This window comes from Microbispora bryophytorum (genome assembly GCF_043197435.1).
Classification (GTDB): Bacteria; Actinomycetota; Actinomycetes; order Streptosporangiales; family Streptosporangiaceae; genus Microbispora; species Microbispora bryophytorum.
Window position 1 is genome coordinate 846,154 of record NZ_JBICTF010000002.1, and the last position, 16,019, is coordinate 862,172.

A 16,019-nucleotide genomic window follows, 5' to 3' on the forward strand; every position below is an offset into this window, starting at 1 on the left:
GGTCGGTGGAGCCGTCACAGCTCGACGACGACCTTGACGTCCTGCGGCCCGGCGGTGAAGGCGTCCCGGAACGACTCCAGCGGCACCCTGCGGGTGATCAACCGGTTCAGCCAGCCGAGGTCGGCCTTGGCCAGGGCGTCGGCCGCGGTGGCGTAGTGGCCGCAGTTGGCGTTGACCGAGCCGATGAGCACATCGTTCTCCAGCACGATGTCGCGGTTGAGGCTGCCCGCGTCGAGCGTGATCCGGCGCCCGGCCGAGGAGACACCGGTGAGACAGACGATGCCGTAGGGCGCGGTGTTCGCGGCCACGGCGAAGATGACCGGTCCCACGCCGGTCGCCTCGATGACCACGTCGGGGCGCACCTTCGCGGCGACCTCCCCGGCGTCCTCGCAGTGGTAGACCGCGCCGAGGTCCCGCACGAGGGCCGGTTTCGGGCCGTCCGTGACCCGGTCGAGGACGTGCACCTCCAGCCCGCGCTGCACGCCGAGCAACGCCGCGAGCAGGCCGACCGGCCCGGCGCCGGTGACCAGCGCGGTCGTCGGCGCGAACCAGGCCCGGGCGCCGACCTTCTCGACCTCGTCCCAGGCCTTGGCTACGACGCTGGTGGGTTCGAGGAGCATTCCGACGTCGGCCAGCCCGGGATCGAGCCGGACGGCGTAGTCCGGCTCGACCACCCAGCTCTGGCTGGCGAATCCGTCCAGTTCCTTGATGCCGCGCTCGGTGTAGCGGCCGTTGCGGCACATGTCGAACTGCCCGTGCGCGCAGGCGCCGCACGGCACCGGGTCGGGCCGCCGGACCACTCCGACCACCAGGTCCCCCGGGGCGAAGCCGCTGCCGGAAGGCGCCTGCCGCACCCTGCCCAGCGATTCGTGGCCGATGACCAGGCGTTCGCGGCCGGGCGGGGCCCAGCCGTACTCCCCGGCGGCGATCTCCTTGTCGGTGCCGCACACGCCGGCGGCGAGACCCTCGACGAGCAGGTCCCCCTCGCCCGGCTCGGGATCGGGGACCTCGGTGACGGCCAGGGAGTCCTTCTGCAGCGGTATGACGGTGAGAGCGCGCATCAGCGCTCACCTCCAACGTGTTGGCGGCCGTGGGCGACGTGCTCGGCCGGCCGGGCCCCGGACAGGTGGCGGGCCGCGTTCACGAGCCCGACGTGGCTGAACGCCTGGGGCGTGTTGCCGAGCTGCCGCCCGGTGACGGGGTCGTACTCCTCACTCAGCAGGCCGAGATCGTTACGAAGAAGCAGCAGCCGTTCGAACAACTCGTACGCCTCCCGATGGCGGCCGATGCCGTACAAGGCGTCGGCGAGCCAGAACGTGCAGGTGACGAACACCCCCTCGGTGCCGGGAAGGCCGTCCACGTTGCCGTCGGCCCGCGGCTCGTATCGCAGCAGGAAACCGTCGGAGCACAGCTCGCGTCGCACCGCCTCGACGGTGCCGGCCACCCGCGGGTCGTCCCAGGGCAGGAACCCCACCCGGGGGATCAGCAGCAGGGCGGCGTCCAGCCCCTCGGAGCCGTAGAACTGGGTGAACGTGCCCCGCCCGGCGTCGTAGCCGCGGTCGCAGACCTCGGCGTGGATCTTGTCGCGGGTGGCGCGCCACCGGTCCACCGGCCCGTCCAGGCCGAAGCGTTCGACGGCCTGTACGGCGCGGTCCAGGCCCGCCCACGCCATGACCTTGGAATGGACGAAGTGGCGGCGGTCGCCGCGCACCTCCCACAGCCCGTTGTCCGGGTCGTCCCAGTGGCCTTCCAGGAAGTCCAGCAGCGCCCGTTGCAGGTCCCACGCCTGCTCGTCGGCGTGGATGCCGGCCGTCCTGGCCAGGTGCAGCCCGTCGAGGACCTCACCCCACACGTCGAGCTGGAACTGCCCGGACGCCGCGTTGCCGACCCGCACCGGAGCCGCGCCGTCGTAGCCGCCCAGCCAGTCGAGCGTGTGTTCCGGCAGGCGGCGGGTGCCGTCGATGCCGTACATGATCTGCAGGTCGGCCGGGGCTCCGGCCGCGGCCCGCAGCAGCCACTCCCGCCAGGCCCTGGCCTCGGCGACGAAGCCGGTGCCCAGCAGCGCCTGCAGCGTGAACGTCGCGTCGCGCAGCCAGCAGAACCGGTAGTCCCAGTTGCGCGGCCCGCCCGGCTGCTCCGGCAGCGATGTGGTGACCGCGGCCACGATGCCGCCGGTCGGCGCATAGGTCAGCGCCTTCAGCACGACCAGTGATCGGCGCACGGCCTCCTCCCACCGGCCCTCGTGCCGGAAGCCGCGCATCCACGACGTCCAGAACGCCTCCGTGTCGGCGAGGGCCTTGTCCGCGTCCACCGGACGCGGCATGCGCTCGTGCGAAGGCCGATAGGTCAGCACGAACGGCACCCGCTGCCCGGCAACCACCTCGAATTCAGCATAGGTGGTCATATCCTCGCCGCGGAGCGGCACCGGTGTCTTCAGCCAGGCGGCGTCCGGTCCGGCGACGGCCGCGAGCCGCCCGTCCTGGTGCCGCACCCAGGGCACGATGTGCCCGTAGTCGAACCGCAGCCGCAGCGCCATGCGCATCGGCACCCGCCCGCTGACGCCCTCCACGACGCGCACCACGTCGGCCGCCTCACCCCGTGGCGGCATCGCGTCGATCACGCGTACGGATCCCTCGGGGGTGTCCCACTCCGTCTCCAGGATCAGGGAGTCGCCCCGGTAGCGGCGGCGCGTGCACAGCCCGCCGGCCGCGGGGGCGAGGCGCCACAGGCCCGCCCGCTCGTCGCCGAGCAGGGCGGCGAAACAGGCGGGGGCGTCGAACCGGGGCAGGCACAACCAGTCGATCGACCCGTCGCGCCCCACCAACGCGGCCGTGTGCAGGTCGCCGAGCAGCCCGTAGTCCTCGATCCGCAGTGCCACCGCGCCTCCCCCCTCCGGGGGTCGATCTCGCGAACAAGGCCCGCGCTACCCGGGCAAAGGGCACGTATGCACAGGTTGATCAACAGTGGCCCCGAGCGGCTCCGCGGCCTACCCACCTTTGCGCGTTCGCCGGGACGGCGCGTCTCACGGTGCGGGCGAGCAGGTCGGCACGACAAGGGCGCCCGCACAGCGGGCGCCCCATCGTGATTGTCAGTCGGTGCCGAGCTCCGTGGCGGCCCGGTCAGTCGGTGCCGAGCTCCATGGCGGCCTGGTCGAGCAGCTCCTCCTCGGTGGAGACCTCACCGCGAGAGGCGATCGCCTCGGCCCCGCCCTCGGGCATCGCGCCGATCAGCCCGGTCGAGGCCGCCTGGGCGGCTCCGATCAGCGCCGGCTGCTGGCTGCCGACCATGCCCATCCTGGCGTACTGCTCCAGCTTGGCGCGAGAGTCGGCGATGTCGAGGTTGCGCATCGTCAGCTGTCCGATGCGGTCCACCGGGCCGAAGGCGGAGTCCTCGGTGCGCTCCATCGAGAGCTTGTCCGGGTGGTAGCTGAACGCCGGTCCGGACGTGTCCAGCACGGAGTAGTCCTCACCGCGCCGCAACCGCAGGGTCACCTGCCCGGTCACCGCCATGCCGACCCAGCGCTGCAGCGACTCGCGCAGCATCAGCGCCTGCGGGTCCAGCCAGCGGCCCTCGTAGAGCAGCCTGCCCAGCCGCCGCCCCTCGTTGTGATAGCTGGCGAGGGTGTCCTCGTTGTGGATCGCGTTGACCAGCCGCTCGTAGGCCGCGTGCAGCAGCGCCATGCCCGGCGCCTCGTAGACGCCCCGGCTCTTGGCCTCGATGATCCGGTTCTCGATCTGGTCGGACATGCCCAGGCCGTGCCGTCCGCCGACGGCGTTGGCCTCCAGCACCAGATCGACGGCGGAGGGGAACTCCTTGCCGTTGATCGTCACCGGACGGCCCTGCTCGAAGCCGATCGTGACGTCCTCGGTGGCGATCTCGACGTCGGGGTCCCAGAAACGCACGCCCATGATGGGGTCGACGATCTCGATGCCCGTGTCGAGGTGCTCAAGAGACTTGGCCTCGTGGGTCGCACCCCAGATGTTCGCGTCGGTGGAGTAGGCCTTCTCCACGCTGTCCCGGTAGGGCAACCCGTGGGCGAGCAGCCACTCGGACATCTCCTTGCGCCCGCCGAGCTCGTTGACGAAGTCGGCGTCCAGCCATGGCTTGTAGATCCGCAGGGAGGGGTTGGCGAGCAGACCGTAGCGGTAGAACCGCTCGATGTCGTTGCCCTTGAAGGTGGAGCCGTCTCCCCAGATCTGCACGCCGTCCTCGAGCATCGCGCGCACCAGCAGGGTGCCGGTGACCGCCCGCCCGAGCGGGGTGGTGTTGAAGTACGTGCGGCCGCCGGACCTGATGTGGAACGCCCCGCAGGCGAGGGCCGCGAGACCTTCCTCGACCAGGGCCGCCCGGCAGTCGACCAGCCGGGAGAGCTCCGCGCCGTACGCGGTGGCACGCCCCGGCACCGAGGCGATGTCAGGTTCGTCGTACTGGCCGATTTCGGCGGTGTAGGTGCACGGTACTGCACCCTTCTCCCGCATCCATGCGACCGCTACCGAGGTGTCGAGGCCTCCGGAGAAGGCGATCCCGACACGCTCGCCGACAGGCAGAGAAGTGAGCACCTTGGACACGAGTAGAATATATACACGGGAATGCATGATCATGCAATCCCGTGTGGCACGGATGTCGTCATCGGCGACCGTCCGGGCGGGAGCGCCGATCACCGGAGAACGCCGTAGACCTCCTCGCTCACGAGCCTGGCCGCGCCGATGACGCCGGCCTGCGGGCCGAGGTCGCTCATCGTGATCGGCAGATTCCTGGTGGCGAGGGGCGGCGAGCGGCGGTAGATCGCACCGCGGATCTCGGCGAGCAGCACGTGGCCCAGCAGCGTGAGCCCGCCACCCAGCACGATGAGGCTCGGGTTGAAGAACGACACCAGGCCCGCGAGCACCTCGCCCACCCGCCGTCCGCCGTCGCGCACCATCTGGACGGACGTCGCGTCACCCGCGGCGACCGCCTCGCCCACCTGCACGGCGGTCAGCGTGCCGTCGCGTTCGAGGAGTTCCCCGAGCAGGGGTGAGCGCCCGGACCGGGCCGCGGCGAGCGCGTCGCGGGCCAGCGCGTCGCCGCCGAAGGACGCCTCCAGGCATCCCGTGTTGCCGCAGACACAGATCTCGCCCGAATCGGCGACCGGTATGTGCCCGATATACCCCGCGCACCCGTCCATGCCGCGATAGAGCTCGCCCTTGGCGACGATTCCGCAGCCGATGCCCGCGCCGACCTTGACGAACAGGAAGTTCTCGGCGGTGCCGGCCGCACCGGCGTGTTGTTCGCCCAGGGCCATTGCATTGACATGGTTGTCGAGTACGACCGGACAATCGAACCGCATGCCGAAGACATCGCGGATCGGATAACCGTCCCACCCCGGCATGATCGGTGGCGAGATCGGGATACCGCGAGAGAAGTCGACCGGGCCGGGCACGCCGACGCCGACGCCCATCGGCCGGTCCACTCCCGATTTCAGGAGCAGCCGGCGGCTCTGTTCCATGGCGAGTTCGAGCACGGGCTCGGGACCCTGGCGTACGTCGCATTCGGCGCGCTCGAATGCGAGAACGCGCAGCCTGCCGTCGGTGACCGCGGCGGAAACCGAGGTCGCGCCGATCGCGACGCCGACGAACCGGACCCGCCCGGCGAGATCGACAACGGTCGACCGGCGCCCTCCACGAGACGCGGCGGGCCCGATTTCCTCGACGAGTTGAAGCGCCGTAAGCCGGCTGAGTTCCGTCCCGATCGTGGTGCGTGACACTTCGAAGTGTTCTGACAGCTGAATGCGTGATTGCGGACCGGCGTCACGCAATCGCGTAAGTATTTTGGCCTGAAGCCGTGTTTCGGCTCGCCCTGGCACCGAGGTCTCCACCTCCCAAGTTTCTCACCGGGCGGCGCCTCGCCGGGCATCCTCGCGTAGTCCGGCGGCGGCCGGAATTTCACCGCGCCCACTCTTCCGGGAAGGATTTTGTGAGGAAGTCCGGTCGGCTCCGGAGACCGCCCGGCGATGAAACTTTCATTGCCGGGCTCGGGCCGGAACTCCGCTTTTAATCGGCCGTGGCCGGCGGCCCGGCCGAAGGTTCCCCTTCCGGCCGGGCGCCGAGAGCCGGCCCGAGGGACGGGTCACCCGTCGGCGGACTCGGAGAGGGCGCGCCACTCCCGCCAGGTGTCCAGGCGTTCGGCGTAGGCCCGCTCGGCGATCGGCAGGCAGTAACTCCCCAGGAACAGGCGCAACGGGGGCCGTTCCGCGTCCACGACCGAGAGGACCGCCTCCGCCGTGACCTCGGCGTCGATCGGTTTCCTGCCCGCCGCGGCGGCCCGGCGAGCCTCCCGGACGTGCTCGTACGCGGGATGCGGCTCGGCGTGGACGGCCGACGATCCACTCCAGTCGGTGCCGTACGGGCCGGGCTCGATGATCGTTACCTTGATGCCGTACGGGGCGACCTCCTGGGCGAGCGACTCGCTGAACGCCTCCAGGCCCCACTTCGACGCGTTGTAGAGCCCAAGCATGGGAAACGCGGCGACGCCGCCGATGCTCGACACCTGCAGGATGTGGCCCCGTCCGCGTTCCCGCATCCCGGGCAGCACGGCCTGGGTGATCCAGAGCGCGCCGAGCAGGTTCGTCTCCAGCTGAGCTCTCGCCTGGGCTTCGGTGACCTCCTCCACCGCTCCGAAAAGGCCGTACCCGGCGTTGTTGACGACGACGTCGATCCCGCCGAAGCGTTCGGCCCCCCGGTCCACCGCGGCGAAGGCGGCCTCCCGGTCGGTGACGTCGAGCGTCAACGGGAGGATCGCGTCGCCGAACTCGTCGGCGAGCGGCTTCAGCGCGGCGACGTCGCGCGCCGTCGCGACGACCCGGTCGCCGCGCCGCAGCGCCGCCCGCGTCCACACGTTTCCGAAGCCGCGGGACGCTCCCGTGACGAACCAGGTGATTGCGTTTCCGGTACTCATGACAATCACTCTGCCTCCCCGCGGGACGGCGCAGCCATCACCGTGACAGGGTCACCATCGGGCGCTGCGTACAGTGGCGGGTGACATGCCCGGCACCAACGCTCTCGGCAGCTTCCTCAAGGCCCGCCGCGCGCTCGTACGCCCGGAGGACGCCGGGCTGCCCGCGCTCGGGCGGCGCCGCGTGGCCGGGCTGCGCCGCGACGAGCTGGCCGCGCTCGCGGGCGTCAGCCTCGCCTACCTGACCCGGCTTGAGCAGGGCCGGGACCGCAACCCCTCCGAGCAGGTGCTCGACGCGCTCGGGGCCGCCCTGCGCCTCGACGCCGACCTCACTGCCCACCTCCACGCCCTGGCCCGTGACGCGTCGAGACCGAACGGCGGCCCGGCCCGCCGGGCGCGCGAGCGACCGGCCCCGGGGGCCGGGTCTCTCCTCGACGCGTGGGTGGGCATACCCGCCTACCTGCGGGGACGGCGGTTCGACGTGCTGGCCGCCAACGCGCCGGCGATGGCCCTCGCGCCCATGTATCGGCCTGGCCGCAACCTCGTCCGAGACGTCTTCCTCGATCCTTACGCTCGGGCGCTGTTCCCCCAGTGGGACGCCGTCGCCGCCGACTCGGTCGCCGCGCTCCGGGCCGTGGCCGGCGCCGACCTCGGCGACCCGGCCCTGCGCGAGCTGGTCGAGGAGCTGTCGGCGGCCTCCGAGGACTTCCGCCGCCTGTGGGAACGCCACGACGTCCGCCCGACGCGATACGAGACGAAGGAGTTCGCCCATCCCGTCGCCGGACCGCTCGTCCTGCGGCGTCACAGCCTGACGGTCGCCGGGACGGACGGCCAGGTCGTCATCGCCTACCAGGTCGAGCCCGGAACGCCCTCGGCCGCCGCGCTCGCCAGGCTCACCGCTCCCGGACCGGATCACGACGCGACCCGCTTGCCGTAGGCCGCCCGTGCGTCACACGGGCCAGCCGCCCCGCTTGCGCGGTGACCTGAGCGGCACGGCGGGCGACAGCGGGGAGGCCGCGCCGGGAGACAGGGCGTCGAGGACGAGCGCGAGGTAGCGCCGCCAGCCGTCGCTGCCGCGATCCATCGTCCACAGGACGCCCATCAGCATGACCATGATCCGCGGCAGGTCGTCGGGGACGAGGTCGGCACGGATGAGACCCGCCTCCTGCCCGCGCCGGGCCAGCAGGGTCAGCGACTCGATGAACGGGCTGCTGGCCTCCGCGGTGACGGCGCCGGAGTTCCGCGCGGCGGCCAGGGTGTTGTGTTCCCGGGCCGCCGTGGACATCGCCGCCTCCAGCACGGCCGTCAGACCGCGCCGGGGATCGTCGTCGCCGAGTGCCCGTTCGATGGCGGGGGCGATGTTCTCGGCGAAGCTCTGGTCGAGGGCCGCCCGGACCAGGCCCGCCTTGTCGGGGAAGTGACGGTAGAGCGTCGCGATGCCGACCCCGGCGCGGCGGGCGATGTCTTCGAGCAGCGCGTCGGGGCCCTGCTCGGCCCAGACCTCCCGGGCCGCGCGCAGGATCCTGCCGGAGTTGCGTGCGGCGTCGGCGCGCAGCCGCCGTGAGCTCTCGGTGGTCACCACCACAGGTTAACAAAAGTGATAGGTGACTATCGATTAGCTCGGTACCCTCGTCAGGGCTCGTCCCAGGTGACCGGCATGTGCTCGGGCCCTCGGGTGGACAACCCCGTCTTCCACACGACGTCGTCCTCGTGGCCGGCGAAGCGCAGTCCCGGCAGCCGGGCGAGCAGCGTACGCAGAGCGACCTGAAGCTCCATCCGGGCGAGCGGGGCGCCGAGGCAGTGGTGCGCCCCGTGCCCGAACCCCACATGCGAGGCCTGCTGACGGTCGAATTCGAGTTCGCCGGGGTTCGTGTAGACCGACTCGTCGCGGTTGGCCGACACCAGGCTCACGACCACCGCCTGCCCGGCGCGCACCGTGACGCCGCCGAGCTCGACGTCCTCCAGCGCGTAGCGGGCGATGGAAGCGCCGCCTCCGAGCGGGACGAAGCGCATCAGCTCTTCGACCGCCCTGGGGATCAGGTCGAGGTCCGCCCGCAGCGCCGCGATCTGCTCGGGGTGGGTGAGCAGCACGTAGACGAAGTTCGGGATCTGCGTGGCCGTCGTCTCGTGACCGGCGACCAGTAGCGCCTCGGCCAGCGACAGCATCTCCTCCTCCGACAGCCTCTCCTCGTTGTCGCGGGCCGCGACGAGCGCGCTGAGCAGATCGTCCTTCGGGGCCTGCCGGCGCTCGGCGATCAGGCCGGCCATGTACTCGCGGAGCAGGCCCATGCAGCGCGTCACCTCATCGGGGGTGAACCGCGTGGTGGACAGCAGCGCGTCCGACCAGGTCCGGAAGTCGACCCGGTCCTCGACGGGAACGCCCAGCAACTCGCAGATGACCGTGATCGGCAGCGGCAGCCCGAAGTCCTCGACGAGGTCGGCCGGGGCGCCCTTGACCAGCATCGCGCCGACGAGCTCGTCGGCGATCTCCTGGGTCCGCGGCCGCAGCAGCTCGATCCGCCGTACGGTGAACGCCTTCGACACCAGCCTGCGCAGTCTGCTGTGCTCGGGCGGGTCGAAACTGAGGATGGTGCCGGGGCGGGACCGGTGGGGCCGCATCCGCGGCTCGTCGCGGCCGATCGCCGCGGCCCGGCTGAACCGCGGGTCGCCGAGCACGACCTTGACGTCCTCATAGCGGGTCGCGAGCCACGCGGGTTCACCGTAGGGCAGCCGGACCCGGCTCAGCGGTTCCTCCTGCCGCAACCGGGAGAAGAGCGGGTCCACCTCCAGCCGCTCCACCTGGCCGAAGGGGAAGGTCCGGGGTTCGGCAGTGGTCATGATGCCTCCAGAGCGGATCATCGTTCAGCACGAGCCGTCGAGCGCCACTTGATAGTCAACTATCACATGACTCGTGTAAATAGATCAACGCAAGTGGGGGCAAAATCTCACCGAGGGGATGGACCGCAGGCCGGAGCGCCTGGGAGCGCCTGGGAGCGCCGGAACTACCGGCCGTCGGGGTCGCCGTCGTGGACGGTCGCGATGTCCGCCAGCCCGGAGATGGTCAGGACGGGAGTCAGCAGCGGATTGGCGATGAGGGTGATGCGGTCGGCGTGCGCGAAAAGGACGCTCAGGCCCGCGCTGTCGAGGTATTCGACGGAGGTCAAATCGAGGACGACGGGCCCCGGCGTGCTTTCGAGAGCGGCCTCCAGGGCGTCGGTGTTGCTCATGTCGATCTCACCGGCCGCGGTCAGGAGAGCGGCGCCGTCCGGGCGAACCCCAGGAGTGAGGGTCAGGGGCGTGGTCATCAGGCGATCCTCATCTGCATGTCGACGGTGGTCCCGTACGGGCCGGGGGTGATGGTGACCTGCTGCATCATGGCGCGCATGAGCGCGACACCGCGGCCGCGGTGGGCGTTCGCCTCCGGCTCGGGGGACTTCCAGCGGCCGGTGTCGGCGACGGTGAGACGCAGGTTGTCGACCGACGCCTCGGCCCGCAGACGGACGACGTCGCCAGGGGTGTGGCGGTGGCCGTGCTCGATGGCGTTCGCGCACGCCTCACCGGCGGCGACCAGGATGTTCTGAACGATCTGGGCCGGCAGGTCGCACTGGCCGAGCCAGCTCCGCAGGGCCTTGCGGACGGGCGCCAGCTGGGACGACTCGGCGGGGAAGCTCATCTCCAGCGGGGCCGGGTGCCGGTAGAGCAGCAGAGCCACGTCGTCGTCGTAGCCGTCGGCGGGCGCCAGGCGGATCATCACCTGGGTGGCGAGGTCGTCGACGGCGACGTTCCTGCCGTCCTGGACGGCCTGGCTGGCCTGGTCGATGCCCGAATACAGCGGGCGGCGGCGGCGCTCGACCAGGCCGTCCGTGTACAGCATGAGCGTGGCGCGCGCGGGGATGATCGTCTCGCTCTCCGGGCGGGTCGCCCCAGGGCGTACGGCCAGGGGAACGGAGCGCCCGCCGTCGAGCAGGCCCGTGCTGCCGTCGGGGTGGGCGAGGATCCCCGGCGGATGCCCGGCGCTGGAGTAGGACAGGCGCCCGGTCTCCGGGTCGAGGACGGCGCAGAAGACGGTGGTGCACCTCGCGCCGGGGACGCCGGCGGCGAACTGGTCCAGTGCCATGAGCACGCGGGCCGGGCTGTCGTCCTGCAGCAGCAGCGCGCGGCACGCGCTGCGCAACTGCCCCATGACGGCGGCGGCGTCCACCCCGCGCCCGACGCAGTCGCCGACGACGATGCCGATGCGTCCCCCCGGCAGGGCGATCGTGTCGTACCAGTCGCCGCCGACCTCAAGGGGCCGGGTGGCGGGCTCGTAGCGTACGGCGAACCCCTCGGGAAGCCGGGCGGGGCCGAGGATGGCGCGCTGCAGCGCGATGGCGGTCTCGCGTTGCTGGTCGATCTGGTGGGCGCGCACCAGTCCCTGGGCGAGACGCCCGGCCAGCAGCGACAGCAGCACCTGGTCCTCGCCGGTGAAGGGCCGGCGGTCGCCGAAGCCGATGCGCAGGGCCATCTGGCCCTCGGGGTGCTCCAGCAGGATGCCGACCCCGTCGCGGTCGGCGACCGGGGTGAGCAGCGGCCGCCGCAGCAGATCGGTGACCACCCGGCGGCGATCGTCCGGCAGCCCGTGCCAGTCCACCGGCTCGCCGTCGACGGTCAGGGTCGGCTCCTCGCCGTGGTCGAAGACGGCGGCCAGAACCGACCGGGCGCGCCACAGGCTCCGCAGTTCCCGCAGTGCGCCGGTCAGCGCGTGGGAAAGGCTCCCGGCCTGGGACAGGCCGGTGCTCAGCGAGGCGAGGGCGCTCTCGCGCTGGATGGCGTAATGCTCGGCGGTGACGTCGCGGAAGGTGCCGACGACGACGTTCCGCCCGGTGTCGGGATCCTGCGCCTGGTTGAAGGTGACGCTGATCCACAGCCGGTGCCCGTCGCGGTGGGTGACCGGGATGGTGTAGCTGCCCTGGCCGGGACCGAGAAGGCCGCTGAAGGCGTCGGCGACCTGCTGGTGAGCGGCGGGATCGGTGGCGGCGTCCGGCCACCACGGATGGATCGGCGTGTAGGGGAGGCTCTCGGGGCCGTAGCCGAGGATCTCGGCGAAGGCGTTGTTGATCTCGATGACGGCGCCCTGCTCGTCGCAGACGAAGAACGCCTCCTGCAGCGAGTCCACCAGTGCGCTGCGCCAGCGCGCCTGGTGCTGGCGCAGCCGCGCCATGTCCATGTTCGCCCGCACCCGCGCGAGCAACTCCGCGGCGGCGAAGGGCTTGACCAGGTAGTCGTCGGCTCCGGCCTGCAAGCCCTCGATGGACGCCTCCTGGCCCGCCCGGGCCGACAGCAGCACCACGGGCACGGCGGCGGTGCGCGGATCGGACCGCAGCGCCGCGACCAGGGACAGACCGTCCAGACGCGGCATCATCACGTCGCTGACCACGAGGTCGGGGGCGTCCGCGCGGATGGCGTCCAGGGCCTCCATCCCGTCGCTCGCGGTGCTGACGAGATAACCGGCGCCGTTGAGGAGCCGGACGAGATACCCGCGCATGTCGGCGTTGTCGTCGGCGACCAGCACGCGCGCCGGGACCGCCGAGCCCTTGGACCGGGTGGTGGAGCCGTCGTGGGACGGCAGCCCCATCGCGTCCCCGGCGGGCTCACGGCCGTCGTCGGCGGGCAGCCAGCGCAGCGCCTCTTCGACGTACGGGTCCGCGGTGGTGGCGCCGGCGCCGACGCCGGCCGTGGTGATCCCCTCGACGGGCAGGTGCGCGGAGCCGTACGGCAGGCGGATGGTGAAACGGGTGCCCTCGCCCTCGACGCTGTCGGCGCCGATGGTGCCGCCGTGCAGGCTCACCAGCTCGTGCACGAGGGCCAGCCCGATGCCGCTTCCCTCGTTGGACCGCGAGCGCGCGTTCTCGATGCGGTGGAACCGCTCGAACAGCCGCGGCACCTCCTCGGCCGGGACGCCGATCCCCGTGTCGGTGACGGTCACCACCGCGTGGTCGTCCTCCCGGCGCACGGTGACGCCGATCGCGCCCTGGAAGGTGAACTTCAACGCGTTGCTGAGCAGGTTGAGCACCACCTTCTCCCACATGCCGCGGTCGATGTAGACCGGCTCGTCAGAGGGAGGGCAGTCGACCCGGAAGTCCAGGCCCGCCTTGTCGACGGCGGAGCGGAAGAGGCTGGCCAGCTCGGCGGTGACGGTGGCCAGGTCGACCGGCTCATAGCTGGCCTGCATCCGGCCGGCCTCGATGCGGGAGAAGTCGAGCAGGGTGTTGACCAGCTTGCCCAGCCGCAACCCGTTGCGGCGGATGACCTCCAGCTCCTCGCGCACCTGCGGGTCGGCTCCCTGCAGGCGCCCGCGCAGTTCCTCCACCGGCCCCATGATCAGGGTCAGCGGCGTGCGGAACTCGTGACTGATGTTGGAGAAGAAGACGGTCTTCGCACGGTCGAGCTCGGCCAGCTCCTCCGCCCGCCGCTGCTGGGCCTGGTAGCTGCGGGCGCTCGCGACGCCCGCCGCGACGTGCCCCGCGGCCAGCTCGATGAACCCGCGGTACGCCTCGTCCAGAGGGCGGTAGCGGTTGAGCCCGGCCACCAGGAACCCGTACGGCGCACTGCCCTGCTGGAGCAGCGGCACCACCAGCGCCTGCGTGGGCGGCTCCGGCCAGTTTCCGGCCGGCAGACCGGTGAACGGGGCCCCATCGAGTGGGACAGGGTCGAGCGGCACGATCACCGACTCTCCCCGGGCCAGCGCCGCCGCGGGCCAGATCGCGTCCGGGGCGTCGGCCGGCAGCGTGAGAGGGGCGGCCGGATGCCCGGCGGCATCGCCGGTCACCCCCGCCAGCCGTGCGCCGCCGCCGTCCTGGAACAGGTAGGTCAACGTGAACGGAAGGTCGTGCAGATTGCGGCCGAGCTGCCGGCAGGCGAAGGCCAGCATCTCCTGCTCGGTGCGGACCACGCTGGGATCGGAGCCGAGATCCCGAAGGGTCGCCATGCGCCGCTCGCCGATGACCCGCTCGGTCTCCTCGCTGACGACGCACAACATGCCGACCACGGTGCCGGAGTCGTCCCTGAGGGGGCTGTAGGAGAACGTGTGGTAGCTCTCCTCCGGATAACCGGCGCGCTCCAGGAACAGCAGCAGCGCCTCGTCCCAGGTCGCCTCCCCCGTGGCCAGCACGGTGTCGATCCGCGGGCCGATGTCGTCCCAGATCTCCGCCCAGACCTCGCTGGCGGGCCGGCCCAGCGCCCACGGGTATTTCCGGCCCAGGGTGTCGCGGCGGTAGGCGGCGTTGCAGAAGAAGGTCAGCTCCGGCCCCCACGCCATCCACATGGAGAACCGGGACGACAGCAGGATGCTCACCGCCGTCTGCAGGCTCTGCGGCCACTCCTCCGGCGGCCCGAGCGGGGTCGCCCGCCAGTCCACCAACGCCAGGTCCCGGCCGACCTCGTCGTCGACCGAGAACACCCCGGCTCCGGCCGCTGTCGACGGCCCCCGCTCAGCGTCCTCACAGCGCGTCACTTGACACCCTTTCGTTCACGCCGAGCCCACCCCAGCCACGCCGGACTCCGTACCACGCCGTTGCCGCGCGGCAGGCCTCGCAAGGCGGCGGGGAGAGGTCGGTGACACGTGCGCAGCAGGATACTCCCGCGATGTCGAACCCGGATGAATCGCATGAAGCGCGGGTCCGGCGGCCTGCCGGCCCCGTCAGCCGCCCGGGATTGGCCGCGCGGGGGAGCCGGCGTCCCGGGTGGCGAGACGGCCCGGGTGACGGCCCGCGTGACGGCCCGGGTGACGGCCCGGGAAGCGTCCGGGGAGGCGAGCGGGCGCAGCCCGGGCGGCCGGGGGAGGACCTGCGGGTTCTACGCTGAGTCAGGGGCCGTCCTGGCGATGTTCCCCCGTGGTTCCCCTGTGCCGCTGTGCCGGATCTCGTCCGTCCCGGCCCACGCGGTGCCGCCGGCCGTGGTTCGCCGCCACGCGCCGGCGAGAGCCCGGCATGTGGAGAGCGGAACAGTGAAAGGATCGCGAGGGTGACGGCAGGAACCGGTGACATCGAGAAGGCGGCCGATGTGCTGCGCGCCGGAGGCCTCGTGGCCCTCCCGACCGAGACCGTCTACGGTCTGGGCGCCGACGCCGAAAACCCCGCCGCCGTCGCGCGCGTCTTCCAGGTCAAGGGGCGCCCGCCCTCCCACCCGCTGATCGTCCACATCGCCGGCGCCGAGCACCTGGGCGACTGGGCCGAGGACGTGCCCGAGACGGCGCGCCTGCTGGCCGAACGCTTCTGGCCGGGGCCGCTCACGCTGGTCCTGCGGCGCGGTCCCCGGGTGCCTCTCGAAGCGACCGGCGGCCTGGAGACGGTGGCCGTACGCGTGCCCGATCACCCCGTCGCGCTCGCGCTGCTGTCGGCCTTCGGCGGAGGCGTCGCGGCCCCGTCCGCCAACCGCTTCGGCTCGGTCAGCCCCACGACGGCGGACCACGTCCGTGCGGAGCTCGGCGACGCCGTCGACTTCGTGCTGGACGGCGGCTCCTGCGGAGTCGGCGTCGAGTCCACCATCGTCGACGCCACGGGCGACATTCCGAGCATCCTGCGGCCCGGCGGGGTGACGCGCGAGGACCTCGAAGCGGTGCTCGGGCACCCGCTCGCGGTTCCGTCGACGAGCGCCGTCCGGGTGCCCGGCCAGCATCCGTCACACTACGCACCGCGCGCGCGGGTCGTCCTCGTGGAGCCCGGGAAGGTCGTCGCCGAAGCCGAGCTCGCGCAGGAGCTAGGGCACCAGGTGGGCGTCTTTCTTCCCCCCTCCTTCGCGGGCGCCCAGGTGAAGGCGCACGCCGTGGTGACGGTCCCGCATTCGACGGCCGCCTACGCGCGCGGGCTGTACGGGTTCCTGCGCGAGCTCGACCAGCGGGGGTGCGACCTCATCGTCGCGTCCCTGCCGGTGGAGGAGGGGCTGGGACTCGCGATCGCCAACCGGCTCCGCCGCGCCGCGGGGCCCCGGCCCTCGCAGTGACCGGTGGCCAGGTCGCGCCCGCCTGCGCCCGCACCTCGAGACCAGGCCATAGACGAGGCAAGCAATTCCTTCGTCACGTGTTCATGCGATGTCCCGGCAGCCGCCGCACG

At 72.0% G+C, this 16,019-nt stretch carries 11 protein-coding genes; 2 read left to right on the plus strand and 9 right to left on the minus strand.

Translation table 11 applies throughout. The features are described from left to right. Positions 1-14: 14 nt before the first annotated feature. The 5 genes from ACGFIB_RS08945 to ACGFIB_RS08965 all read right to left on the minus strand — a co-directional run bounded on the left by ACGFIB_RS08945 (position 15) and on the right by ACGFIB_RS08965 (position 6,933). The gene (locus ACGFIB_RS08945) at positions 15-1,061 is read right to left on the minus strand and encodes a glucose 1-dehydrogenase (RefSeq protein ID WP_393369793.1); all 1,047 of its coding nucleotides are present in this window, start codon (positions 1,059-1,061) and stop codon (positions 15-17) included. Further along, positions 1,061-2,878, minus strand: coding sequence for a glycoside hydrolase family 15 protein (locus tag ACGFIB_RS08950; RefSeq protein ID WP_457852307.1), 1,818 nt, complete (start codon positions 2,876-2,878; stop codon positions 1,061-1,063). Before ACGFIB_RS08950 ends, ACGFIB_RS08945 begins: the two co-directional genes overlap by 1 nt. A 241-nt stretch (positions 2,879-3,119) precedes the next feature. Continuing rightward, positions 3,120-4,568, minus strand: coding sequence for an argininosuccinate synthase (gene argG / locus ACGFIB_RS08955; protein ID WP_357238349.1), 1,449 nt, complete (start codon positions 4,566-4,568; stop codon positions 3,120-3,122). Between the two features lie 89 nt (positions 4,569-4,657). Continuing rightward, positions 4,658-5,854, minus strand: a complete 1,197-nt coding sequence (locus tag ACGFIB_RS08960) for an ROK family transcriptional regulator (RefSeq protein WP_142576157.1) — start codon at positions 5,852-5,854, stop codon at positions 4,658-4,660. 251 nt (positions 5,855-6,105) lie between these two features. Continuing rightward, on the minus strand, positions 6,106-6,933 hold the full coding sequence (locus ACGFIB_RS08965; protein ID WP_393369798.1) for an SDR family NAD(P)-dependent oxidoreductase: 828 nt from the start codon (positions 6,931-6,933) through the stop codon (positions 6,106-6,108). 85 nt (positions 6,934-7,018) lie between these two features. Between ACGFIB_RS08965 and ACGFIB_RS08970 the strand changes: the two genes are divergently transcribed. After that, entirely contained in the window at positions 7,019-7,867 is an 849-nt protein-coding gene (locus ACGFIB_RS08970) for a helix-turn-helix domain-containing protein (RefSeq protein WP_357170952.1), read from the plus strand. A 12-nt stretch (positions 7,868-7,879) separates the two neighbouring features. On the opposite strand, the gene ACGFIB_RS08975 is transcribed toward ACGFIB_RS08970, so the two are convergent. From ACGFIB_RS08975 to ACGFIB_RS08990, 4 genes are all read right to left on the minus strand, one after another. Beyond that, positions 7,880-8,509 carry a TetR/AcrR family transcriptional regulator gene (locus tag ACGFIB_RS08975; RefSeq protein WP_357263804.1) on the minus strand — a complete coding sequence of 210 codons (630 nt, stop codon included), beginning with the start codon at positions 8,507-8,509 and terminating at the stop codon, positions 7,880-7,882. A gap of 53 nt (positions 8,510-8,562) precedes the next feature. Next, positions 8,563-9,768 carry a cytochrome P450 gene (locus ACGFIB_RS08980; RefSeq protein ID WP_393369803.1) on the minus strand — a complete coding sequence of 402 codons (1,206 nt, stop codon included), beginning with the start codon at positions 9,766-9,768 and terminating at the stop codon, positions 8,563-8,565. A 164-nt stretch (positions 9,769-9,932) separates the two neighbouring features. Further along, positions 9,933-10,235, minus strand: a complete 303-nt coding sequence (locus ACGFIB_RS08985) for an STAS domain-containing protein (protein WP_393369806.1) — start codon at positions 10,233-10,235, stop codon at positions 9,933-9,935. Further along, positions 10,235-14,422, minus strand: a complete 4,188-nt coding sequence (locus tag ACGFIB_RS08990; protein WP_393369809.1) for a SpoIIE family protein phosphatase — start codon at positions 14,420-14,422, stop codon at positions 10,235-10,237. The genes ACGFIB_RS08985 and ACGFIB_RS08990 overlap by 1 nt, the downstream gene beginning before the upstream one ends. Before the next feature lie 509 nt (positions 14,423-14,931). Here ACGFIB_RS08990 and ACGFIB_RS08995 point away from each other — a divergent pair. Further along, positions 14,932-15,909 carry an L-threonylcarbamoyladenylate synthase gene (locus tag ACGFIB_RS08995; protein WP_357238359.1) on the plus strand — a complete coding sequence of 326 codons (978 nt, stop codon included), beginning with the start codon at positions 14,932-14,934 and terminating at the stop codon, positions 15,907-15,909. Positions 15,910-16,019: the final 110 nt, after the last annotated feature.